Genomic DNA, 16,574 nt, shown 5'->3' with positions numbered 1-16,574 from the left:
TTATACCCCCCCGGCGGCCCGACTGGGGGGGGGTGGTGGTGGCGCGCCCCCGCGGGCGCGGGGGGCGCCCGGGGGGGGGGGGGGGCCCCCCGGGCCCCGCCTTCGGTGCCGCTACTGGGCGCGGAGCCCGGCCAGCGCCCCCTGCACCTGCTGGACGACTGCCGGGGGCAGCGTGCCGTACTTCATCGACTCGCCGCTCGCCTGGCCCGGGCCGCTGACCGCGTAGGACGCGAGGCCCGCCACGACGGCGGAGTTCCCGCCGCTCCCGCAGAAGGCGAGATAGCCGAAGCCGACCACCGGATAGCCGCCCTTGACCGGCTTCTGGTAGTCGAGCTTGACCGACACCTTGCCGCCCGAGGTCTCCGCCGTGCCGGTCGCGGCCATCGTGGTGGCGGTCGCGGTGCTCGGGGCCGCGTCGGAGTCGCCGGTGCGCACCCGGGCCGCGTGGAGGTTCCCGACGTCCCGCAGCGGGACGAAGCCGATCGACCCCTGGGCACCGGCGACGGCGCCGGGGATGCTCGCCTCGGTCGCCCCCGGCCGGGCCTTCGCCTCGGAGTCCCAGACCGCGCCCACCTCGTACGGCCAGTCGGCGGGCGCGGCCTTGCCGAGGTACTGGGAGAACACGTAGGCGGACCAGGACAGCCCGGCCGGGACCCGGACGTCGATCGGTGAACCGGGCAGCACCGTGGCCGGGTTGAGCGCCCTGATCGCCGGGTCGTTCCAGGACTGGATCTGCTTCCGGAAGATCTTGGCGAGCGTCGGGGCGTCGAGCACCAGGTCGACGACGCCGGGCACGTTGAAGACGACCGCGACGGGGGCCACGGTGACCGGGAGCTGGGACACCTGGCCGGTGGCGCAGTGCTTGCCGTACGCGACCGCCTGCTGGTCGGTCAGCGTGGTGTCGAACCCGGCGGCGTCGAGCCCGCCGTCGGCGAGGAGGGTCGCGTTGGCGGTCTTGAACGGGTCGTCGGCGCTGGGGGCCGCAGGGCCCTTGTAGGTGAGCCGGTTGCCCGGGCAGGCCTTGCCGAAGTCCGCCGTCCACCGCTCGACCAGGGCGCCTTCCATCCCGTCCACGCCGATCGTGGCCTGCCCGGCCGGGGCGCAGCCGACCCCGGAGGCGACGGCGGACGGGCCGGTCTGACCGTTCTGCCCGGCCTGCCCGCTGTCCGGCGCACCGTCGTGCCAGGTGAGGTAGCCGAGCGTGCCCGCCACGGCGATGACGGCGGCGGCCACGGCGGCGCCGATCAGTAGGGCCCTGCGCGGTCGGGGTCGACCGGCGGGGGTGGCGGAGGGGGCGACGGAGAGAGCGGCGGAGGGGGCGGTCGGCAGGTACGGCGCTACGGTCGGCGGCGCCGGTGGCGGCACCGACGCCGGGGCGACGGGGTTGGGGGCCGTCGGCGTCGGAACGACCGGAGCCGGAACGGGAGCAGGAACAGGAGCCGGGGCCGGAGCAGGCGCCACCGGCCCCGTCCGCAACTGGACCGTCCGTTCCCTCGCCCCCTCCCCCGTCATCCTCAACAGCCCCTCCACCGTGGGCCGTTGCTCCGGCTCCTTGGCCAGGCACCCGATGATCAGCGGGTACAGCTCGGGCGCCAGCCCGGCCAGGTCCGGCTCCTCGTAGACGACCCGGAAACCCACGGCGTGCGAGGAGTCCGCGCCGAAGGGGCCGCGTCCGGTGGCGGCGAAGGCCAGGACGGAGCCGAGGGCGAACACGTCGGTGGCCGTGGTCGCCGTGCCGTTGCGGAACTGTTCGGGGGCCATGAACGGCGGGGTGCCGACGGCGACGCCGGTGCTGGTCAGCTGGGTCTCGCCGGCGCTGCGCGCGATACCGAAGTCGATGACGCGCGGCCCGTCCTCGGCGAGCAGCACGTTGCCGGGCTTGAGGTCGCGGTGGATCAGTCCGACGCGGTGGATCTCCTGGAGCGCCTCGGCGAGTCCGGCGGCCAGCCTGCGCACCTCGGGCGGGGTCAACGGGCCCTGGCCGGAGACCCGTTCACCCAGGGAGGGGCCGGGGACGAAGAGCGTCGCCAGCCAGGGCGCCGGGGCGTCGGGGTCGGCGTCGAGCACGGGCGCGGTGAACGCCCCGCTGACCTTGCGCGCGGCCGTGACCTCCTGCCGGAACCGGGCCCGGAACTCGGCGTCCGCGGCCAGCTCGGGCCGGATCACCTTCACCGCCACCTGCCGCCCGGAGACCGATCGGGCGCGGTAGACGACGCCCATCCCGCCCGCGCCGAGCCTGCCCTCCAGGAGGTACCCGCCGATCTCCCGCGGATCGTGTTCCGACAAGGTCACGTGCCGTTTCCTCCCCCAGGCGCGTCCGGCCGACCGGCCGTCCAGCCGACCGACCGGCCCAGCCTAGTAGGGGCCGGGAGCGGCAGGTGAGGCAGGCTCAACCGGTGAAGCCCGGCACCACCAGTCCGGACTCGTACGCGATCACCACCGCGTGGGTGCGGTTCTGCGCGCCGAGCTTGGTGAGCACGTTGCCGACGTGGGTCTTGACGGTCTCCAGGCTGACCGTCAGCGTCTCGGCGATCTCCGGGTTGGACAGCCCGGTGGCCATCAGCCGCAGCACCTCCTCCTCCCGCCCGGTCAGCGCCGCCTGCGGCAGGGCCTCGGCGGAGTCCAGCGGCCGGGCGGCGACCATCCGGCGCAGCGCCGCCGGGAAGAGGACCGCCTCGCCCGCCGCCACCACCCGTACCGCTTCGGCGATCTGCCGGACGGGGAGGCGTTTGAGCACGAAGCCGCTGGCCCCGGCGCTGAGCGCGGCGGTGACGTAGCCGTCGTTCTCGAAGGTGGTGATCACCACGACCTTCGGCGGCTCGGTGGACTCCGCCAGCAGCTGCCGGGTGGCCTCGATCCCGTTGCGGCGCGGCATCCGCACGTCCATCAGGACGACGTCGGGCCGCAGCCGCAGCGCCTGCTCGACGGCCTCCACCCCGTCGGCGGCCTCGCCGACCACCTCGATCCCGGGCTGGACGCCGAGCAGGGTGCGCAGGCCGCTGCGGGTGATGGCGTCGTCGTCCGCGATCAGCAGCGTGACGGGAGCCTCGGGCGCGGTGCTCACACCGCCGCCCGGACCGGCAGCCGGACGGCGAGGCGCCAGCGCCCACCTCCGGCCGACCCGTCCACGACCGGTCCGGCCTCGAACTCGCCGTGCAGCAGCCGCACCCGTTCGGCCAGCCCGGGCAGGCCGTGCCCGGACGTCGGGAAACCACCTACCCCGGCCCCCGCGACCGCACCCCCCACGACCGCCCCCACCGGGTTGACCACCCGCAGCTCCAGCGCGTCCGGCCCCGCCACCACCCGGACGGTGATCGGGCCGCCCGCCCCGTGCCGGAGCGCGTTCGTCAGCCCCTCCTGGAGGATCCGGTACGCCGCCCGGGAGATCGTCCCCGGCACCTGCGCCAGGTCGCCGGACAGCTCCGGCTCCGCCACGGCGCCCGCGTGCCGCAGCCGGTCCAGGAGTTCGGGCAGGTCGGCCAGGGTCCGGGTGGGCGCGGTGCCCGCCTCCTCCTCGCGCAGCACGCCCAGCACGTAGTCCAGGTCCTCCAGCGCGGCCCGGGTCGACTCCTCGATGCTGCGCATGGCGGCCCGGGCCGTCACCGGGTCCGCGTCGAGCACCTCGCCCGCGACGGCGGCCTGGATGGTGGCCGCCGTCAGGGTGTGCCCGATCGAGTCGTGCAACTCGTGGGCCAGCCGGTTGCGTTCGGCGAGCCGGCGCTCCCGTTCGGCGGCCTGCGCGAGCCGTTCGGCGGCCGACGGCCCCAGCAGGCGCGGCGCCAGCCACCGCAGGGCCGCCGCCACCACCGCGCACCCGGCCGCCGCGAGCAGTACGCACACGACGGCCACCGCCCAGCTCCACCCGCCGCCGACCACCGACACCGACCGGCCGAACAGGCTCAGTTGTGCCCGGCCGTCGAGCCAGCCTCCCGGCAGCGACAGGCCGGCGAGCAGCAGCAGGCCGCTGGCCAGCGCCCCCGTCCACCCCAGGGCGACGTGCAGCAGCAGCCACAGCGGCGTCCGCCAGCGCTCGGCGGCAACCGTCCCGGCCGTTCCCGACGCTCCGGAAGCACCGGAGACACCGGGATCCGGCAGCGCCACCCCCAGCAGTCGGCGGGCGGACGCGACCAGCACCCGGCGCGTGGTGCGGGCCAGCCCGACCACGCCGATCAGCACCGCCCAGACCAGCAGGGTCAGCACGACCTGCACCCCGTACGGAGCGGACCGCCACGCCAGGGCCGGCACCATCACGACCGGCAGCAGCGAGAGGCTCGCCAGCGCGCCGCAGTAGGCGAACAGCGCGCCCGTGTACGTGGAGCCGCGCAGCAGCGGCCGGATTCCCCTGATCATGCCTGCCAGTATGTCCGGCCAGGTCAGCGGCCACCTCCCCCGATCGAGGGAGGGCCTTTTCCCGCTTTTCCGCGATGTGCGCCCGGGGCTCCGGAAGTCAGGATCGTGTCCTGCCAGTTGACGAGAGGACGGCCGTTGCACACCCGAGAAGACGAGCCCCGGACGGACGTCCGTACCCTGGACCGCCAGGCCCCCGGGCACGACCCCGCCCCCGGGCGGGGCCCCACCCCCGGCCCGCACCACGGCGTACGGCCCCTGGCCCGCCGCAACGGCCCGGCCGTGGCCGCGCTGACGCTGGGGGTCCTCGGCGCGGTCACCTCGATCGTCGTCGTCGGCGGCCTGTTCGGCGTCCTCGGCCTGGTGCTGGGCGCCGTCGCCCTGCGGACGGCCCGGCGGACGGGTACCGGCCGGGGCACGGCCAACGCGGGCGTGGTGCTGTCGCTCCTCGCGATCGCGGGGTCCGTCCTGGCCGCCGTCCTGCTGGCCTGGTACGCCGACCGGACGCAGCCGTGCTACCGGCCCGACAGCTTCCGGCAGTACCGGGAGTGCGTCCAGCAGCAGTTCCACCGGGGCTGACCGGCGGTCGACCGCCCCCAGCGCCCGTGTTCCCTGCGGGTTCCCTTCGATTTCCCTACGATTCACCGGAGTTGACGTATGCGTGAGCAGACTTGGCAGAGGCTTCGTACCCCCCGGCGGCGCGGCGCCGTGGCGGCCTCGGTGGCCGTGGCGATGGCGGCCGGCGTCCTGGCGGCGGGTGTCCTGACACCGACCGCCGCGTCCGCCACCACCACCACCGCCACCACCACCGCATCCGCCGCCGCCAAGCCCGACACCGTCCAGCAGGGCCTGGACGCACTGGTGCGGCAGGACAAGCTGCCCGCCGCACTGGCGACCGTCAAGGACCGCAAGGGCCGCACCCAGGCCTACACGGCGGGCGTCGGCGACCTGGCCACCGGCGCGAAGGTGCCCCGGGACAGCCAGGTGCGGATCGGCAGCAACACCAAGACCTTCACCGCCGTCGTGGCGCTGCAACTGGTCGGCGAGGGGAAGGTCCGCCTCGATGAACCGATCGAGACCTACCTGCCGGGCCTCGTCCGCGGGGACGGCATCGACGGGAACCGCATCACCGTGCGCCAGCTCCTCCAGCACACCAGCGGCCTGCCCGACTACGAGGGCGACATCGACGAAGCCACCATCCAGCAGCGGTACTTCGAGCCGCGCGAGCTGCTGGACATCACCTTCCGGCACAAGGCCGGCTCCGCGCCCGGCGAGAAGTTCGACTACAGCAGCACCAACTACGTGCTGGTCGGCCTGCTCGTCCAGAAGGTGACCGGCCGCCCGCTCGCCGAGGAGATCGACCGGCGGATCGTCCAGCGGATCGGGCTGCGCCACACCTCCTTCCCCGGCACCGGCGACCGGAGCATCCGGGAGGCCCACCCGCAGGGCTACCGCCAGGAGAAGCCGGGCGGCCCGCTGATCGACACCACCGAGCTGGACCCCTCGGCGGGCTGGGCGGCGGGCCAGATGATCTCCACCAACGCCGACCTCGACCAGTTCTTCACCGCGCTGCTCGGCGGGCGCCTGCTCCCGGCGGCCCAGCTCGCCGAGATGCGCACGACCGTCCCGATCGCGGACAGCGGCGCCGGCTACGGGCTGGGGCTGATCAGCCGACCGCTGTCCTGCGGCGGCGTCTACTGGGGCCACGGCGGGGACATCCCGGGTTACGAGACCCGGGGCGGGGCCACCGACGACGGCCGGGCGGTCAACATCGCGGTGACGCAGATCCCGGCGGACGGCGCCGTCACCCGCCGCCTGGAGCAGGTCGTGGACACGGCCCTCTGCCGCTGATCCGCCGCCCGCCCTCCTCTCGCGGCCGCAGCCGAAGCCACAGCCGCCGTCACAGCCACAGCCCGTTGCGGATCACCCGTCGAAGTTGGACCAGAAGATCCCGACGCCCGCACCGCTCGCGTCCCGGCCGACCAGGATGCTGTTCGCGGTGAAGTCGCAGGTGGGGAAGACCAGGGCGTTCGCGCCGCTCGCCGGGTCGACGAGGACGTCCAGCACCGGGGTCCGGGAGCCGGCCTCCTGCTGGGCCTCGAACGCGGCGGTGGCGTGGTCCGCCGGGTCCGCCGCCTCGGCGAACCCGGCGGTCCGGCGCAGGGCCCCGCCGATCACCAGGTTGTCCGGGGTGGTGGAGCAGATCGCCGACGCGCTCTCGCTCAGCTCGTTGACGTCGTCGGACGCCTCCTCCCAGTCCGCGTCGACCAGCGCCTCGGGGCCGGTACCGGCGGCGACCAGCGCGACCGCGGAGACGGTGGCGCCCCGCTCGTCGTTCCAGTCGTACGCGAGGTACACCTCGTGCAGACCGTCGGCAATGTCGCTGAACGTGTAGTGGTCCCCGCCGTCGAGACCGCAGACCGCGATCTCCCCGCGGCTCGCCAGCCGCCCGGCCAGCGTGAACTCGCCCAGGAAGCCGGGCTCGTCCTCCGAGTTGTTCGCCTTCAGGACGGTTTCGATCGCGTCGATCATCTTCATGGCGGGGAGTGTGCCACCCCGCCCCGACAGTCCCGGTCCCGGCCTCGGCCTCGGCCCCGGCCCCTCACCGGTCGTCCGTCGCGCGCCGGGCGATGACGTCGGCCAGCTGGTCGAAGGTGCGGTTCAGCACCGCCCACCGTTCCTCCTTGAACTCCGGCGAGGGCTCCAGGCCGTCGACGGTCCGCTCCCAGACGGCCAGGAACGTCCGCTTCCAGCCCTCGACCACCCCGGCCTCCGGCAGGCCCTCGGAGGCGTAGCCGGCCACGGTGAGGGTGTGCAGCAGCTCCAGGTTGCACGGCACGGCGACGCCCCAGTACTCGTCGGGCTCGATCTCGACGGGATCGCCGTCCAGCGCCTCGGCGATCTCGGTGACGAGCCCGTCGACGACGCTCGACAGGTGGTCGAGGGCCGTGTCGCTCTCGAAGTTGCCGCTGCCCCAGGTGCCCATGTGGTTCTCCTCGGAGGGGTGGTGCCGGTGTCGCGTTCCTCGGGTCATCGAAGCAGGGCGCAGTGACACGGCCGGTCGGTCCGAGGACCGACCGGCCGTTTGCCGTTGCCGTTCAGCTTGGCCGTTCGCCGCGGCCGTTCGCCGTAGCTGTGGAGCTCAGCCGCCGGGCGGCGGGCCGGCGGCCGCGGCGACCGCGCCGGGCGGGATGAGCCGGCGGGCGACGAGGTCGGCATAGACCTGCTGGAGGTGGGTGACCTCCCCGGCGGCGGGGTTGACGGTCGCCGCGGTGGGTGCGGTGACCCCCGCGAGGACGTCGTCGGTGCGCGGCGCGGCGAGGGTGAGCACGGCCCCGATGTCGGCGGCCGCGGCGTCGCGGGCGGTGAGGGCGGGCAGCGACCAGCGCCGCTCGACGGTGCGCAGGACGCTGGTGTGGTCCAGCTGCGCCGCGGCGTCGGGTGACCGGAAGACGGTGCCGGGGGCGATCAGCGGGGAGACGAGCACGGTCGGCACGCGGACGCCGAACCGCTTGAAGTCGAAGCCGAGTTCGCCGGTGGTGCCGTCGCCGGGCGGGGTGGCGGTGGTGGGCGGCGGGACGTGGTCGTAGCAGCCGCCGTGTTCGTCGTAGGTGATGACGAGCAGGGTCTGCCCCCAGGCCGGCCCGCCGCGCAGGGCCCGGTAGACGTCCCGGATCAGCTGCTCGCCCAACGCGACGTCGAGGACGGGGTGTTCGCTGTTCCCGGTGGCTCCCCAACTGGGTTCGAGGAAGGTGAAGGCGGGCAGGGTGCCGGCCGCGGCCGCCGCCTGGAAGGCGGTGAAGACGCCGAAGTGGTCGGCGGAGGCGCCGTGGATGTCGGGGAAGTTCCCGGAGACCATCGGCGCGGCGTGGTAGCCGTAGGCCCGCCAGGACACATCGGCGCTGGTGAGCCGACCGAAGATGCTGGGGCAGGTGAAGTTGTGGGTGTGGTCGTCCAGGTGCCCCTGGCTGGTCGCCGCGCAGGAGAACGCCCGGTTCGGCAGGGTCTCGGTGGGCACGGAGCTGTACCAGTGGTCGCACACCGCGTAGCCGCGGGCCAGTGCGGAGAGCACCGGCACGGTGTCCGGGGTGTGGCAGCTCATGATGTCGGCCGGGACGGTGCCGGGAAGGACGGTGTGGTTCGGCTGGGGAGGCAGGTCCAGCACGCGCGCGAAGTCCGTCACGAACCCCTGCATCCCGGCCACCGGCGGCGTCGGCGGGTCGGTCGTGCCGAACAGCTGGGCGTTGGTCGGGCCGTACCCCTCACCGGGGTTGGCGCCCGGCATGAAGTAGGGGTGGGGGTCCGTCGACTGGATGCGGCGGACCGTGACGAGCTTGCCGTTCTGGTCCGGGTTGGTCTCCTGCCCGGTCAGGCCCTCGTACGGCTGGCCGGTGGGAGAGAGGTTGCCCTCGTCCGTGTACAGGAACCCGAGCATGTGGTCGAAGGAGCGGTTCTCCAGCATCAGCACCACCAGGTGCTCGACCGCCTGGAGGCCGTCGCCGCCGGACATCAGCCCCTCCGCTTGCTCGGCAGCCACTGGTCGCGCGGGGTCCGGCGCCGTTCACGGCGGCTGCCGACGTGCGCCCGGCTGTGGTAGGCGACGCTGAGGGAGGCGGTCTTCTGGGTCCATCCGGTGCCGGCCGAGACGTCGAAGATCCCGATGTAGCCGCCGGCGAGGAGTTCGAGCGGCTGCTTGATGGCATTGCCGTGGTCGAACTGGGTGCCGTTCACGGGGCGGGCGGACTGGAACCACGCCGGGTAGACGAAGTCGCTGACCTTGACCCCGGCGATGTCGTACGCGAAGTTCTCGTCCTGGCAGGCGTCGCACACCTCCATGGCGTACAACGTCCCCTTGTTGGCGGTCGGTTGGTCGAAGACCACCTGGTCGATGTCCGGGTCGCCGACGATCTCCAGCAGCTCGTGGCTGATCGTCACGGTCCAGTTCTCGCCGTACTGCTTGTCGGTGGCGGCGAAGACCTTGCCGATCGGCAGGAAGTTCGCGGTCAGGTCGTGGTACCCGAGGGCGCCGGCCTGGTCGGAGTTGTCCAGGACGACCATCCACCAGGCGGTGTCGGAGAGTGCGTTCGACGCGACGAAGGAGACGTCCGCGTCGATCCCCCACACCGGGGCGAAGTCCCGGTGGACCTGGGTCTGGAGTGCGGGGACGACGGCGCTCACCTCGTGGTCGGTGAGCACGGTGCTCTCGTTGGTCACTTCGATCTTGATGATGGACATGGCTCCTCCCGATGCCCGATTTCGTGGTGTATACGTAGGTACTAAGCATCTGTCGTAAATGTCGCTTGTATACTTACAGCCTCTGCCGCGCAGCGGCGGACGTCAAGACCTGAGACCCGAGACCCGAGGGCAGCCCGGGAGGCACTGGTGGGAACCGACTCGACCCCTGACTCGACCCCCGAGCCGAAACCGTCCGGCCGGGGCCGACTGAGCAGGCCACGGGTGCTGCGCGCGGCGGTCGCCCTGGTCGACCGCGAGGGCCTCACGGCGCTCACCATGCGCAGCCTCGCCGTCGACCTGGGCGTGGAGCCGATGGCGCTCTACCGCTACGCCGACGGCAAGCAGGCACTGCTCGACGGCATGGTGGAGGCCTTCTACGCCGAGGTGAACGAGCGGGTGGGCGACGGGGCGGGCGGGGGGACGGCCGAGGGCGACTGGCGGGCCCGGCTGCACCACATCGGCAAGGCCTTCTACCAGGTCGCCGACGCCCACCCCGAGGTGTTCCCCCTGGTGGCCACCCGCCCGCTCAGCGTCCCGCTGGCCCGCCGGCCGGCCTCGATGCTCCAGCTCAACGAACTCGTCCTGACCGTATTGAGCGGCGCCGGCCTCGACGACCGGGGCACCCTGCGCCTCTACCGGGCCGTGGTCGGCTGGGCGATCGGCTTCCTCCTGGTGGACAAGCGGCAGGTGATCGACAACCCCGACGACCCCGAGCCCCTGCTCCGCCTCGGCCTGCACCGCCTCCCGGCCGCCGAGTACCCACTGCTGCGCACCCTCGCCCCGCTGCTGATCGACCACGACGCGGAAACGGAGTTCGCCACCGGCCTGGACGCCCTCCTGGACCGCCTGGTGCCGTAAAGAAAAATGGCCGGTCGATCCGAAGATCAACCGGCCATTCACTGTGCGCGAGGGGGGAGTTGAACCCCCACGCCCTTTCGGGCACTGGAACCTGAATCCAGCGCGTCTGCCTATTCCGCCACCCGCGCATCTGGGTGATGGGTTAACTATAGACCATCTGGAGGGGTGCCCCTGACCACCTCAGGACTACGAGGGAAAGCCCCCGGACCGGACGGCCTCGATGAAGACGCCCCACGAGGAATCGGGGAAGACGAGGACCGGGCCGTGCGGATCCTTGGAGTCACGCACGGGGACGGCGCTGGGGAGGAATCCGAGGGCCACCTCGATGCAGTCGCCGCCGTCGTCCCCGCTGTAGCTGCTCTTCCTCCAAGCGGCTGCCGCGAGCTCGTTGCTCTTCATCTCTGAACCCCTCCAGCGCATCAGCGATCAGCCGAAGCGAGTCGCGCTCCGACGGGCATTCGACACGGAGCTGATCATAGCGACGCTGATACTTGGCCACAGTGGCGGGAACGTCGCTCAGATGTCCCTGTTCGAGGCTCTCCGAGTAGACCGAGCGTTGCCCATCCGGCAGTTCCAACAACACCATAGCCGTCTTGATGAAGGTGCGCCGATGTGCAAACGGCGCCACCTGAATAAGGACGTTCGGGAGCTGTGCTACCCGCAGCAGATGCTCCATCTGATGCCTCATCACGCCTGGTCCGCCCACGACCGTACGGATGGCGCTCTCATCCAGAATGACGAGCAGCAGGGGGCCGCCAGGCACGAGAATGCGGTCCTGTCGACTGAGTCGAGCCTTGACCCGTTCCTCAATCTCTTCTCGACCAAGGGCCGCTGCACCATTGGCGAAGAGCGCATGCGCGTACTGCCGACACTGCAACAAGCCGTGCACCACACTGTCCTGATACACCCGCAGCCCAACCGCGATGGCCTCGCGGTCGACCTGCTCTTGAAACCAGTCCGGGTGCTCGACGGAGACATCCCAGTCAACCCGCCCGTACAGCCGCATCAACAGGTCGCCCGAGCCGTACAGCCGGTCGAACTCCCCGACCTCCTCGACCGACGGCTTCCGCTTCCCGCTCTCGGTCCGCGAGACCACCGTTCGATCGCAGTGCAGGAGCTTGCCCACGTCCCCCTGCGTGTAGCCCGCCGCCTCTCGGGCGTACTTGAGTTCCTCGCCGAACATGATCGCGGAGCTAACAGTCGCTCCCCGCCTGGTCTTTCCCTGTGCCACGACTGCCCCCAGTTGTGCACCGCACGTCCCGCACGCCTATCTGGCGTCACCGTACCTCCGCAGCCCCGATGATTGACACCAGAACGCAATCATTCGCGTGCACAGCGTGATTGCGCGCGCCTTTCGCGCTCCCCATTCCGCCCCCTCCCGAGGTCCCCCCATGCCCATCTCCCGCCGCCCCCGCGCGTTCGCCGCCCGCCTCGACTCCCGCGCCGAATCCACCCCCCTGGCCCGGTACTTGCTCCGGGCGTACCTCTCGGCCCTCCCCACCGGCGACCGCTACCGCGACATCGCCGAACTCCTCCTCGGCGAACTCTTCGCCAACGCCGTCCAGCACTCCGACGCGCCCGTCGACCGCCTCATCGAGATCCGCTTCGCCCTCGTCAACGACCGCCTCCGGCTCGAAGTCCACGACGCCGGCACCGGACGCCCCTCCCTGCGTACCCCCAGCACCACCGACGAGCACGGGCGCGGGCTGTTCCTCGTCAACGAGCTGGCCGAGCGCTGGGGTTGCTGCCCCCGCGCGGGCGGCGTCGGCAAGTTCGTCTGGGCCCTCGTCGCCCCCTCCCCCACCCTCCTCGCTGCCTGAAAGCCCGCCCCCGATGCTGCCTCCACTGCCCACCCTCGCCCGGCACACCCTCGACCGCGGCCACACCCCCGCCGAGACCTACGCGATCCTCGCCCGCCGCACCCGAAAGCCCCTGCCCTCCGCGCGCGCCGTCTGCCTCGCCCTCGCCATCCCCCTCGCCGAGACCACCATCCGCCTCAACGAGTGCTACGACGCCCTCCTCGCCGACCCCCGCCCCGGCACCGAGGCCGACACCGGCGAACTCCTCGAAGCCCTCGGCGTCTTCGACGTCCCCAAGGACCTCACCGCCACCGAACTCGCCGTCGTCGACCACTTCCTCACCGCCATCGACGCCCTCGGCGGCATCCGCCCCGGCCACCAGCACGGCCTCGCCCGCTGGTTCACCACCGGCAACCTCACCGCCGCCTACCTCTCCCTCACCGCCGCCCACCCCCGCCCCACCACCGGCAACCCCACCCAGTACTGGACCACCCTCATCACCGCCGGCGAACTCCTCACCACCACCCCCACCCCCGACCCCCGGATCAAAACCGCCCTCGCTCAGTGCCGCAGCCGTGCGGCCCGGGCCAGTTCGGCGTCGTACTGAGCGGCGTCGAAGTGGAAGTCCGGCAGCCGAGCGGACTCGTAGGGCACCTCCCAGTCGGACCACTCCACGATGCCCCCGCACCGCCGCACGACCACGGAGACGAACCCGCAGCACCCGCCGGTGCATTCGGGCTCCCCCAGCACCACCCGCCGGGCCTCGCCGCTCGCGTGCAGGAGGCCGTCCCCCTCGCCGGGCAGCACCTCGGCCGCGAACGGGCCCCGGCCGCCGGTCCCGACGGCCTCCGCCACCACCTCCGCACCGTCGATCCACACCCGCACCAGCGGTGTCCACCGCCGTCCTTGCGGCTCCACCCCGAGCTCGATCCGGTTGAACACCCCAACACCTCTTCCCGCACGGGAAGTCGGCCCGTCCGACTTCCCGTGCAGCACACCGTCAGTCCCGGCCCCGACCCGGGCAACCAGATTTCCCCCAGCCCCAGCCCTCCCCCGCACCGGAAGTCGACCCGTCCGACTTCCCATGCGGGCGCGGCTACAGCACGGCGACGCACGCGCTCAGGTCGGTGGTCAGGAAGACGAGGTGGCTGTCACCGGTCATCTTCACCTTCGCCAGGGCGACCGGGGTGGCCCCTGCCCGGCGAAGGGCCGGCAGTCCCTGCTCGAAGTCCTTGACGGTGACGACCCCGTCCTCCGCCATCCACTGCGCCCGCCATTCCCAGATGGCGAACAACTGACGGGCCGGCGCGCTGGATCCGGACCACACCTGGAAGGCCGCTCCGGCCCGCAGGGCCGTCGCGGCCCCCAGGGCGCCGTCGGTCCCGTGCCGTTCGAGGACGGTGATCAGGTCTTCGCGTTCCACTCCGTGCAGTATCCGCCCCGCGCCGGTTCAGTGGTCCGGGAGGGTGTACGCGGCGCGGATGCCGCCGTAGACGGGGAGTTCGGAGGCCGTCAGGTAGCCCGAGTCCGGGCCGGCGAGGTAGGCGGCCGCGGCCGCGACCTCGTCGAGGGTGGCGAACCGGCCCATCGGGATGTGGGCGAAGCGACGCCGGGTCTCCTCCTCGCCCATCCGCTCGAAGACGGCCCGGATCTCCGGGGCGTCGACCGGGCCCAGCGCCAGGGTGTTCACCCGGATGCCGCGCCGTGCCAGGTGGGTGCCCAGGTCGCGCCCGAGTTGGGTCACCGCGGCCTTGGCGGCGGAGAAGGCCGTCTGGGCGGTCGCCGCGCCCATGCCGGCGAGGAAGGAGCCGGTCAGCACGATCGATCCGCCGGGGTTCATCACCGGCACCCCGTAGCGGCAGCTGAGCACCGCGGGGGTGAGGACGGCTCGGAAGGCCCGTTCCCAGACCTCGGGGGGCGTCTCCAGCAGGCCGTGGTCCTCACGGTCCATGGGCCCGGCGTTGACGTGGAGCACGTCGACCCCGCCGTACTCCGCGTGGATGCGTTCGAAGGCGAGCCGCGTCTCGGCCTCGATCCGCAGGTCCGCCGCGACGACCGGGAAGCCGGTCTCCACCGGCTGCCGGTCGATTCCGATGACGCGCCCGCCCTCGGCGGTGAGCCGGGCCGCCACGGCACCCGCAATGGCCCCGCCCGCGCCTGCGATGACGCAGATCCGTCCGCCCAGCCGTCCCTGCTCCTGGCTGTTCCCGTCCATGGCCGCTCCTCTCGTCGTTGCGCCCCGGCGGCCCCTGCCCGCTGCGGGCCCGGCGGATCCACTCACCGGACGCCGGACACCGGACGCCGGGCCTCGGACGCCGTCAGGAGTCTGCCGCCTCCACGGCACCGAGCGGACTCACCACGCCTGCCGGCGTGCCGATCCGAGCGATGATCACCGGCCAGAAACCCACCGGCCTCATGCAGCGAGGGCCGTGCTCGGTCGCACGGCCCTCGCTGGGGGGGTGTGGGGCGCCCCGTTCCCGCCCTCGTCGTCCGGATCTGCACGTGGTGGTGAGCTGTGCGCTGTGCTCCGTCACCTGTACGCGGTGCTGAGCTGCACTGTTGGGTGGGGAATCGAACCCCTTGCGTTGCTCTTCACGCGCCATGGACCGGATGAACCGCCGGCCCGCGGTGTGTGCACGCCTCCGTGACGACTACCTGCTGCCCCACACCCTGCTCAGGGGACCGGGAGGTCAGTCCTCGATCAGGTCGATCTCCCAGTTGGTGCGCTGGATCAGGGTGTCCACCTCGCGGATCTCCTTGGCCAGCGCATCCGCCTCGGCACGGAGCTCGGCGACCGGCAGGGCGGCGAGGATCCGGAGCTCGGACCGCAACTGCCGTACGGCCCCGCGCTGGTCGCGCCCGGAGGCGGCGTCGGCGGCCGCGGTGATCACCGAGTGGCGCAGCCGCAGGACGTCCCGGCGGGCGAGCGCGTCGGTGAGGGTGCCGCCACCCTCGATCCGCGCCGTGGAGTTGGTCCGGTTGATCTGCCGGATCAGCCGCTCCAGCTCGTCCAGCGTCTCTCCCGCCTGGGCCAGGACCTCCGCCGCGCTCTCGGCCGGCTCCTCGCCCTCCTGGTAGCGGGCACTGCCGACGACGCGCGCCCGCAGCTGCTCCACCTGCCGCACCGCGGCCGCGCGCTGCGCGAGCGCCTCTGCCAGCTTCATCGCGTCATCACCTCCACGTCCTCCTGATCGTCCGGCAAGTATGCACGTCAGCGCGGTACGGCCCGGTGGCGGGGGTTCGGCACCGGGCGTCGTCCCCCATCCCCCGCGCGGGGGAGGCGAGTTGGGCCTCGCGCACGATCCGGGCGCAGCGGGCCGCGCGCCAGCATGGGGGCCATGGACACCTACGGGAACCCGACGACCACCACCGCCCCGACGTACCGACCGCCCGCGTACCGACCGCCCGCCCGCTGGGCGGTACGGGCCGCGCACCTCGCGGCGCTCACGGCCGTACCGTCCGGGATCTGGCGGATCGCGATGGGGGTCGGCGTACCGGTGGGGTTCGACACCTCGGGCCTGGACGTCCCCGGCTGGTTCAGCGCCGTGTGCATCGCGATGAGCCTGGGCACCGAAGGGCTCACGCTCCTCACGCTCGGGCTGGTGCAGCCCTGGGGCGAGGTGGTGCCGCGCCGGCTGCCGCTGATCGGGGGGAGGCGGGTCGCGCCGCTGGCGGCGGTCGTTCCGGCGCTGCTCGGCGCGGCCGTCGTGATGCTGCTGACGATCCCCCGGGCGGGCGGCTTCGGCGGGGCACCGGGAGCCCCGACCGGGCCGGCCCTGTTCCTGATGGACGCCTGCTACGCACCCCTGCTGCTCTGGGGCCCACTGCTCGCAGTCGTCACCCTCGCCTACTACCGGCGACGCCGCCGCACCTGAACGGGAAGTCGGCCCGGCCGACTTCCCGTGCACGGCGGAGTGTCGCGGCGTGTGGCGAAGGGCGCCCGCTCAGGGCTCGACCCGGGACTTCCAGGCGAAGGCGAACTCCGTCCGCCGTGCCAGTGCTCCGTCCCGCCAGGAGTCCGTGACGTCCCGCCACCTGCCCAGCCGGGCGTCGCGGGCGCCGTCCTCACGCTCCGGGTCGAAGGTGAGGCTGAACCGGTAGACCCGGCCCTCGGCGGAGACGACCTGCCCCTCCTCGGAGCTGAGGCTCTCCTGGAGGAGGTCCACGACGACCGTCCCCTCGGGATCGAGCCCCTGGCCGCGCAGCAACTCCCGCAGCCGGACCCAGAGGTCGTGGTCGCTGTTCCGCAGGAGCCCGGTGTACTGCACGACGATGCCCGTGGTCATGGCCCCCAGTGTTCCAGCCGCCACCACCGCCACCGCCACCGGCGGCCCG

General features: G+C 72.8%; 20 protein-coding genes and 1 tRNA gene. 6 read left to right on the top strand and 15 right to left on the bottom strand.

The annotated features are described in order from the left end of the window. Window positions 1-111: 111 nt before the first annotated feature. The 3 genes from ACFV8H_RS26475 to ACFV8H_RS26465 all read right to left on the bottom strand — a co-directional run bounded on the left by ACFV8H_RS26475 (window position 112) and on the right by ACFV8H_RS26465 (window position 4,350). Entirely contained in the window at window positions 112-2,292 is a 2,181-nt protein-coding gene (locus ACFV8H_RS26475) for a serine/threonine-protein kinase (RefSeq protein ID WP_380404474.1), read from the bottom strand. A gap of 97 nt (window positions 2,293-2,389) precedes the next feature. Further along, window positions 2,390-3,064: a response regulator gene (locus ACFV8H_RS26470; RefSeq protein ID WP_375888184.1), complete on the bottom strand. Its 675-nt coding sequence runs from the start codon at window positions 3,062-3,064 to the stop codon at window positions 2,390-2,392. Further along, window positions 3,061-4,350: a sensor histidine kinase gene (locus tag ACFV8H_RS26465; RefSeq protein WP_380404470.1), complete on the bottom strand. Its 1,290-nt coding sequence runs from the start codon at window positions 4,348-4,350 to the stop codon at window positions 3,061-3,063. Before ACFV8H_RS26465 ends, ACFV8H_RS26470 begins: the two co-directional genes overlap by 4 nt. A gap of 135 nt (window positions 4,351-4,485) precedes the next feature. Between ACFV8H_RS26465 and ACFV8H_RS26460 the strand changes: the two genes are divergently transcribed. Both ACFV8H_RS26460 and ACFV8H_RS26455 read left to right on the top strand, forming a co-directional pair. Next, entirely contained in the window at window positions 4,486-4,926 is a 441-nt protein-coding gene (locus ACFV8H_RS26460; RefSeq protein WP_380404467.1) for a DUF4190 domain-containing protein, read from the top strand. A gap of 78 nt (window positions 4,927-5,004) precedes the next feature. Further along, window positions 5,005-6,198 carry a serine hydrolase domain-containing protein gene (locus ACFV8H_RS26455; protein ID WP_380404464.1) on the top strand — a complete coding sequence of 398 codons (1,194 nt, stop codon included), beginning with the start codon at window positions 5,005-5,007 and terminating at the stop codon, window positions 6,196-6,198. Between the two features lie 72 nt (window positions 6,199-6,270). Here the strand turns inward: ACFV8H_RS26455 and ACFV8H_RS26450 are convergent, their stop codons facing one another. The 4 genes from ACFV8H_RS26450 to ACFV8H_RS26435 form a co-directional block, all read right to left on the bottom strand. Then, window positions 6,271-6,885 carry a hypothetical protein gene (locus ACFV8H_RS26450; protein WP_380404462.1) on the bottom strand — a complete coding sequence of 205 codons (615 nt, stop codon included), beginning with the start codon at window positions 6,883-6,885 and terminating at the stop codon, window positions 6,271-6,273. Between the two features lie 64 nt (window positions 6,886-6,949). Then, window positions 6,950-7,381: a DUF4259 domain-containing protein gene (locus ACFV8H_RS26445; protein WP_380404459.1), complete on the bottom strand. Its 432-nt coding sequence runs from the start codon at window positions 7,379-7,381 to the stop codon at window positions 6,950-6,952. Between the two features lie 108 nt (window positions 7,382-7,489). After that, complete coding sequence (locus tag ACFV8H_RS26440) at window positions 7,490-8,857, bottom strand: alkaline phosphatase family protein (RefSeq protein ID WP_380404456.1); 1,368 nt, start codon at window positions 8,855-8,857, stop codon at window positions 7,490-7,492. Further along, the gene (locus ACFV8H_RS26435; protein WP_380404453.1) at window positions 8,857-9,582 is read right to left on the bottom strand and encodes a hypothetical protein; all 726 of its coding nucleotides are present in this window, start codon (window positions 9,580-9,582) and stop codon (window positions 8,857-8,859) included. The genes ACFV8H_RS26440 and ACFV8H_RS26435 overlap by 1 nt, the downstream gene beginning before the upstream one ends. A gap of 147 nt (window positions 9,583-9,729) precedes the next feature. Here ACFV8H_RS26435 and ACFV8H_RS26430 point away from each other — a divergent pair, with 147 nt between their 5' ends. Beyond that, a complete protein-coding gene (locus tag ACFV8H_RS26430) occupies window positions 9,730-10,440 on the top strand; it encodes a TetR/AcrR family transcriptional regulator (protein ID WP_380404450.1) in 711 nt (236 codons plus the stop codon). 44 nt (window positions 10,441-10,484) lie between these two features. Here ACFV8H_RS26430 and ACFV8H_RS26425 read toward each other — a convergent pair. From ACFV8H_RS26425 to ACFV8H_RS26415, 3 genes are all read right to left on the bottom strand, one after another. Next, window positions 10,485-10,568, bottom strand: a tRNA-Leu gene (locus ACFV8H_RS26425). Between the two features lie 58 nt (window positions 10,569-10,626). Continuing rightward, the gene (locus ACFV8H_RS26420; protein WP_375888162.1) at window positions 10,627-10,761 is read right to left on the bottom strand and encodes a DUF397 domain-containing protein; all 135 of its coding nucleotides are present in this window, start codon (window positions 10,759-10,761) and stop codon (window positions 10,627-10,629) included. After that, window positions 10,721-11,623 carry a Scr1 family TA system antitoxin-like transcriptional regulator gene (locus ACFV8H_RS26415; protein WP_380404447.1) on the bottom strand — a complete coding sequence of 301 codons (903 nt, stop codon included), beginning with the start codon at window positions 11,621-11,623 and terminating at the stop codon, window positions 10,721-10,723. The genes ACFV8H_RS26420 and ACFV8H_RS26415 overlap by 41 nt, the downstream gene beginning before the upstream one ends. Before the next feature lie 208 nt (window positions 11,624-11,831). On the opposite strand from ACFV8H_RS26415, the gene ACFV8H_RS26410 reads away from it, so the two are divergent. Together ACFV8H_RS26410 and ACFV8H_RS26405 are read left to right on the top strand one after the other, a co-directional pair. After that, window positions 11,832-12,260 carry an ATP-binding protein gene (locus ACFV8H_RS26410; protein ID WP_380404444.1) on the top strand — a complete coding sequence of 143 codons (429 nt, stop codon included), beginning with the start codon at window positions 11,832-11,834 and terminating at the stop codon, window positions 12,258-12,260. A gap of 13 nt (window positions 12,261-12,273) precedes the next feature. Beyond that, complete coding sequence (locus ACFV8H_RS26405; RefSeq protein WP_380404441.1) at window positions 12,274-12,846, top strand: hypothetical protein; 573 nt, start codon at window positions 12,274-12,276, stop codon at window positions 12,844-12,846. Here ACFV8H_RS26405 and ACFV8H_RS26400 read toward each other — a convergent pair. The 4 genes from ACFV8H_RS26400 to ACFV8H_RS26385 all read right to left on the bottom strand — a co-directional run bounded on the left by ACFV8H_RS26400 (window position 12,801) and on the right by ACFV8H_RS26385 (window position 15,403). Continuing rightward, window positions 12,801-13,181: a hypothetical protein gene (locus tag ACFV8H_RS26400; RefSeq protein WP_380404438.1), complete on the bottom strand. Its 381-nt coding sequence runs from the start codon at window positions 13,179-13,181 to the stop codon at window positions 12,801-12,803. The two genes, ACFV8H_RS26405 and ACFV8H_RS26400, sit on opposite strands and share 46 nt — an antisense overlap. A 154-nt stretch (window positions 13,182-13,335) precedes the next feature. Continuing rightward, on the bottom strand, window positions 13,336-13,662 hold the full coding sequence (locus tag ACFV8H_RS26395; RefSeq protein WP_380404435.1) for a hypothetical protein: 327 nt from the start codon (window positions 13,660-13,662) through the stop codon (window positions 13,336-13,338). A gap of 27 nt (window positions 13,663-13,689) precedes the next feature. Beyond that, on the bottom strand, window positions 13,690-14,454 hold the full coding sequence (locus tag ACFV8H_RS26390) for an SDR family oxidoreductase (RefSeq protein WP_380404432.1): 765 nt from the start codon (window positions 14,452-14,454) through the stop codon (window positions 13,690-13,692). Between the two features lie 475 nt (window positions 14,455-14,929). Further along, a complete protein-coding gene (locus tag ACFV8H_RS26385) occupies window positions 14,930-15,403 on the bottom strand; it encodes a DIP1984 family protein (protein WP_380404429.1) in 474 nt (157 codons plus the stop codon). Window positions 15,404-15,577: 174 nt separating this feature from the next. Between ACFV8H_RS26385 and ACFV8H_RS26380 the strand changes: the two genes are divergently transcribed. Beyond that, entirely contained in the window at window positions 15,578-16,114 is a 537-nt protein-coding gene (locus tag ACFV8H_RS26380) for a hypothetical protein (protein WP_380404426.1), read from the top strand. Window positions 16,115-16,183: 69 nt separating this feature from the next. On the opposite strand, the gene ACFV8H_RS26375 is transcribed toward ACFV8H_RS26380, so the two are convergent. Then, window positions 16,184-16,525, bottom strand: a complete 342-nt coding sequence (locus ACFV8H_RS26375; protein WP_380404424.1) for a hypothetical protein — start codon at window positions 16,523-16,525, stop codon at window positions 16,184-16,186. Window positions 16,526-16,574: the final 49 nt, after the last annotated feature.

Source organism: Kitasatospora sp. NPDC059827, assembly GCF_042731675.1.
In the GTDB taxonomy this organism is placed as follows: domain Bacteria; phylum Actinomycetota; class Actinomycetes; order Streptomycetales; family Streptomycetaceae; genus Kitasatospora.
Note: the sequence above shows the minus strand (reverse complement) of the source record. Positions and strands in the feature narration are given on the sequence as shown.

Excerpts from the sequence above, each read along its gene's own strand:
- ACFV8H_RS26465 (WP_380404470.1), bottom strand. The coding sequence starts at position 4,350 with ATGATCAGGGGAATCCGGCCGCTGCTGCGCGGCTCCACGTACACGGGC.
- ACFV8H_RS26455 (WP_380404464.1), top strand. The coding sequence starts at position 5,005 with ATGCGTGAGCAGACTTGGCAGAGGCTTCGTACCCCCCGGCGGCGCGGC.
- ACFV8H_RS26450 (WP_380404462.1), bottom strand. The coding sequence starts at position 6,885 with ATGAAGATGATCGACGCGATCGAAACCGTCCTGAAGGCGAACAACTCG.
- ACFV8H_RS26445 (WP_380404459.1), bottom strand. The coding sequence starts at position 7,381 with ATGACCCGAGGAACGCGACACCGGCACCACCCCTCCGAGGAGAACCAC.
- ACFV8H_RS26440 (WP_380404456.1), bottom strand. The coding sequence starts at position 8,857 with ATGTCCGGCGGCGACGGCCTCCAGGCGGTCGAGCACCTGGTGGTGCTG.
- ACFV8H_RS26435 (WP_380404453.1), bottom strand. The coding sequence starts at position 9,582 with ATGTCCATCATCAAGATCGAAGTGACCAACGAGAGCACCGTGCTCACC.
- ACFV8H_RS26415 (WP_380404447.1), bottom strand. The coding sequence starts at position 11,623 with ATGTTCGGCGAGGAACTCAAGTACGCCCGAGAGGCGGCGGGCTACACG.
- ACFV8H_RS26410 (WP_380404444.1), top strand. The coding sequence starts at position 11,832 with ATGCCCATCTCCCGCCGCCCCCGCGCGTTCGCCGCCCGCCTCGACTCC.
- ACFV8H_RS26405 (WP_380404441.1), top strand. The coding sequence starts at position 12,274 with ATGCTGCCTCCACTGCCCACCCTCGCCCGGCACACCCTCGACCGCGGC.
- ACFV8H_RS26390 (WP_380404432.1), bottom strand. The coding sequence starts at position 14,454 with ATGGACGGGAACAGCCAGGAGCAGGGACGGCTGGGCGGACGGATCTGC.
- ACFV8H_RS26385 (WP_380404429.1), bottom strand. The coding sequence starts at position 15,403 with ATGAAGCTGGCAGAGGCGCTCGCGCAGCGCGCGGCCGCGGTGCGGCAG.
- ACFV8H_RS26380 (WP_380404426.1), top strand. The coding sequence starts at position 15,578 with ATGGACACCTACGGGAACCCGACGACCACCACCGCCCCGACGTACCGA.
- ACFV8H_RS26375 (WP_380404424.1), bottom strand. The coding sequence starts at position 16,525 with ATGACCACGGGCATCGTCGTGCAGTACACCGGGCTCCTGCGGAACAGC.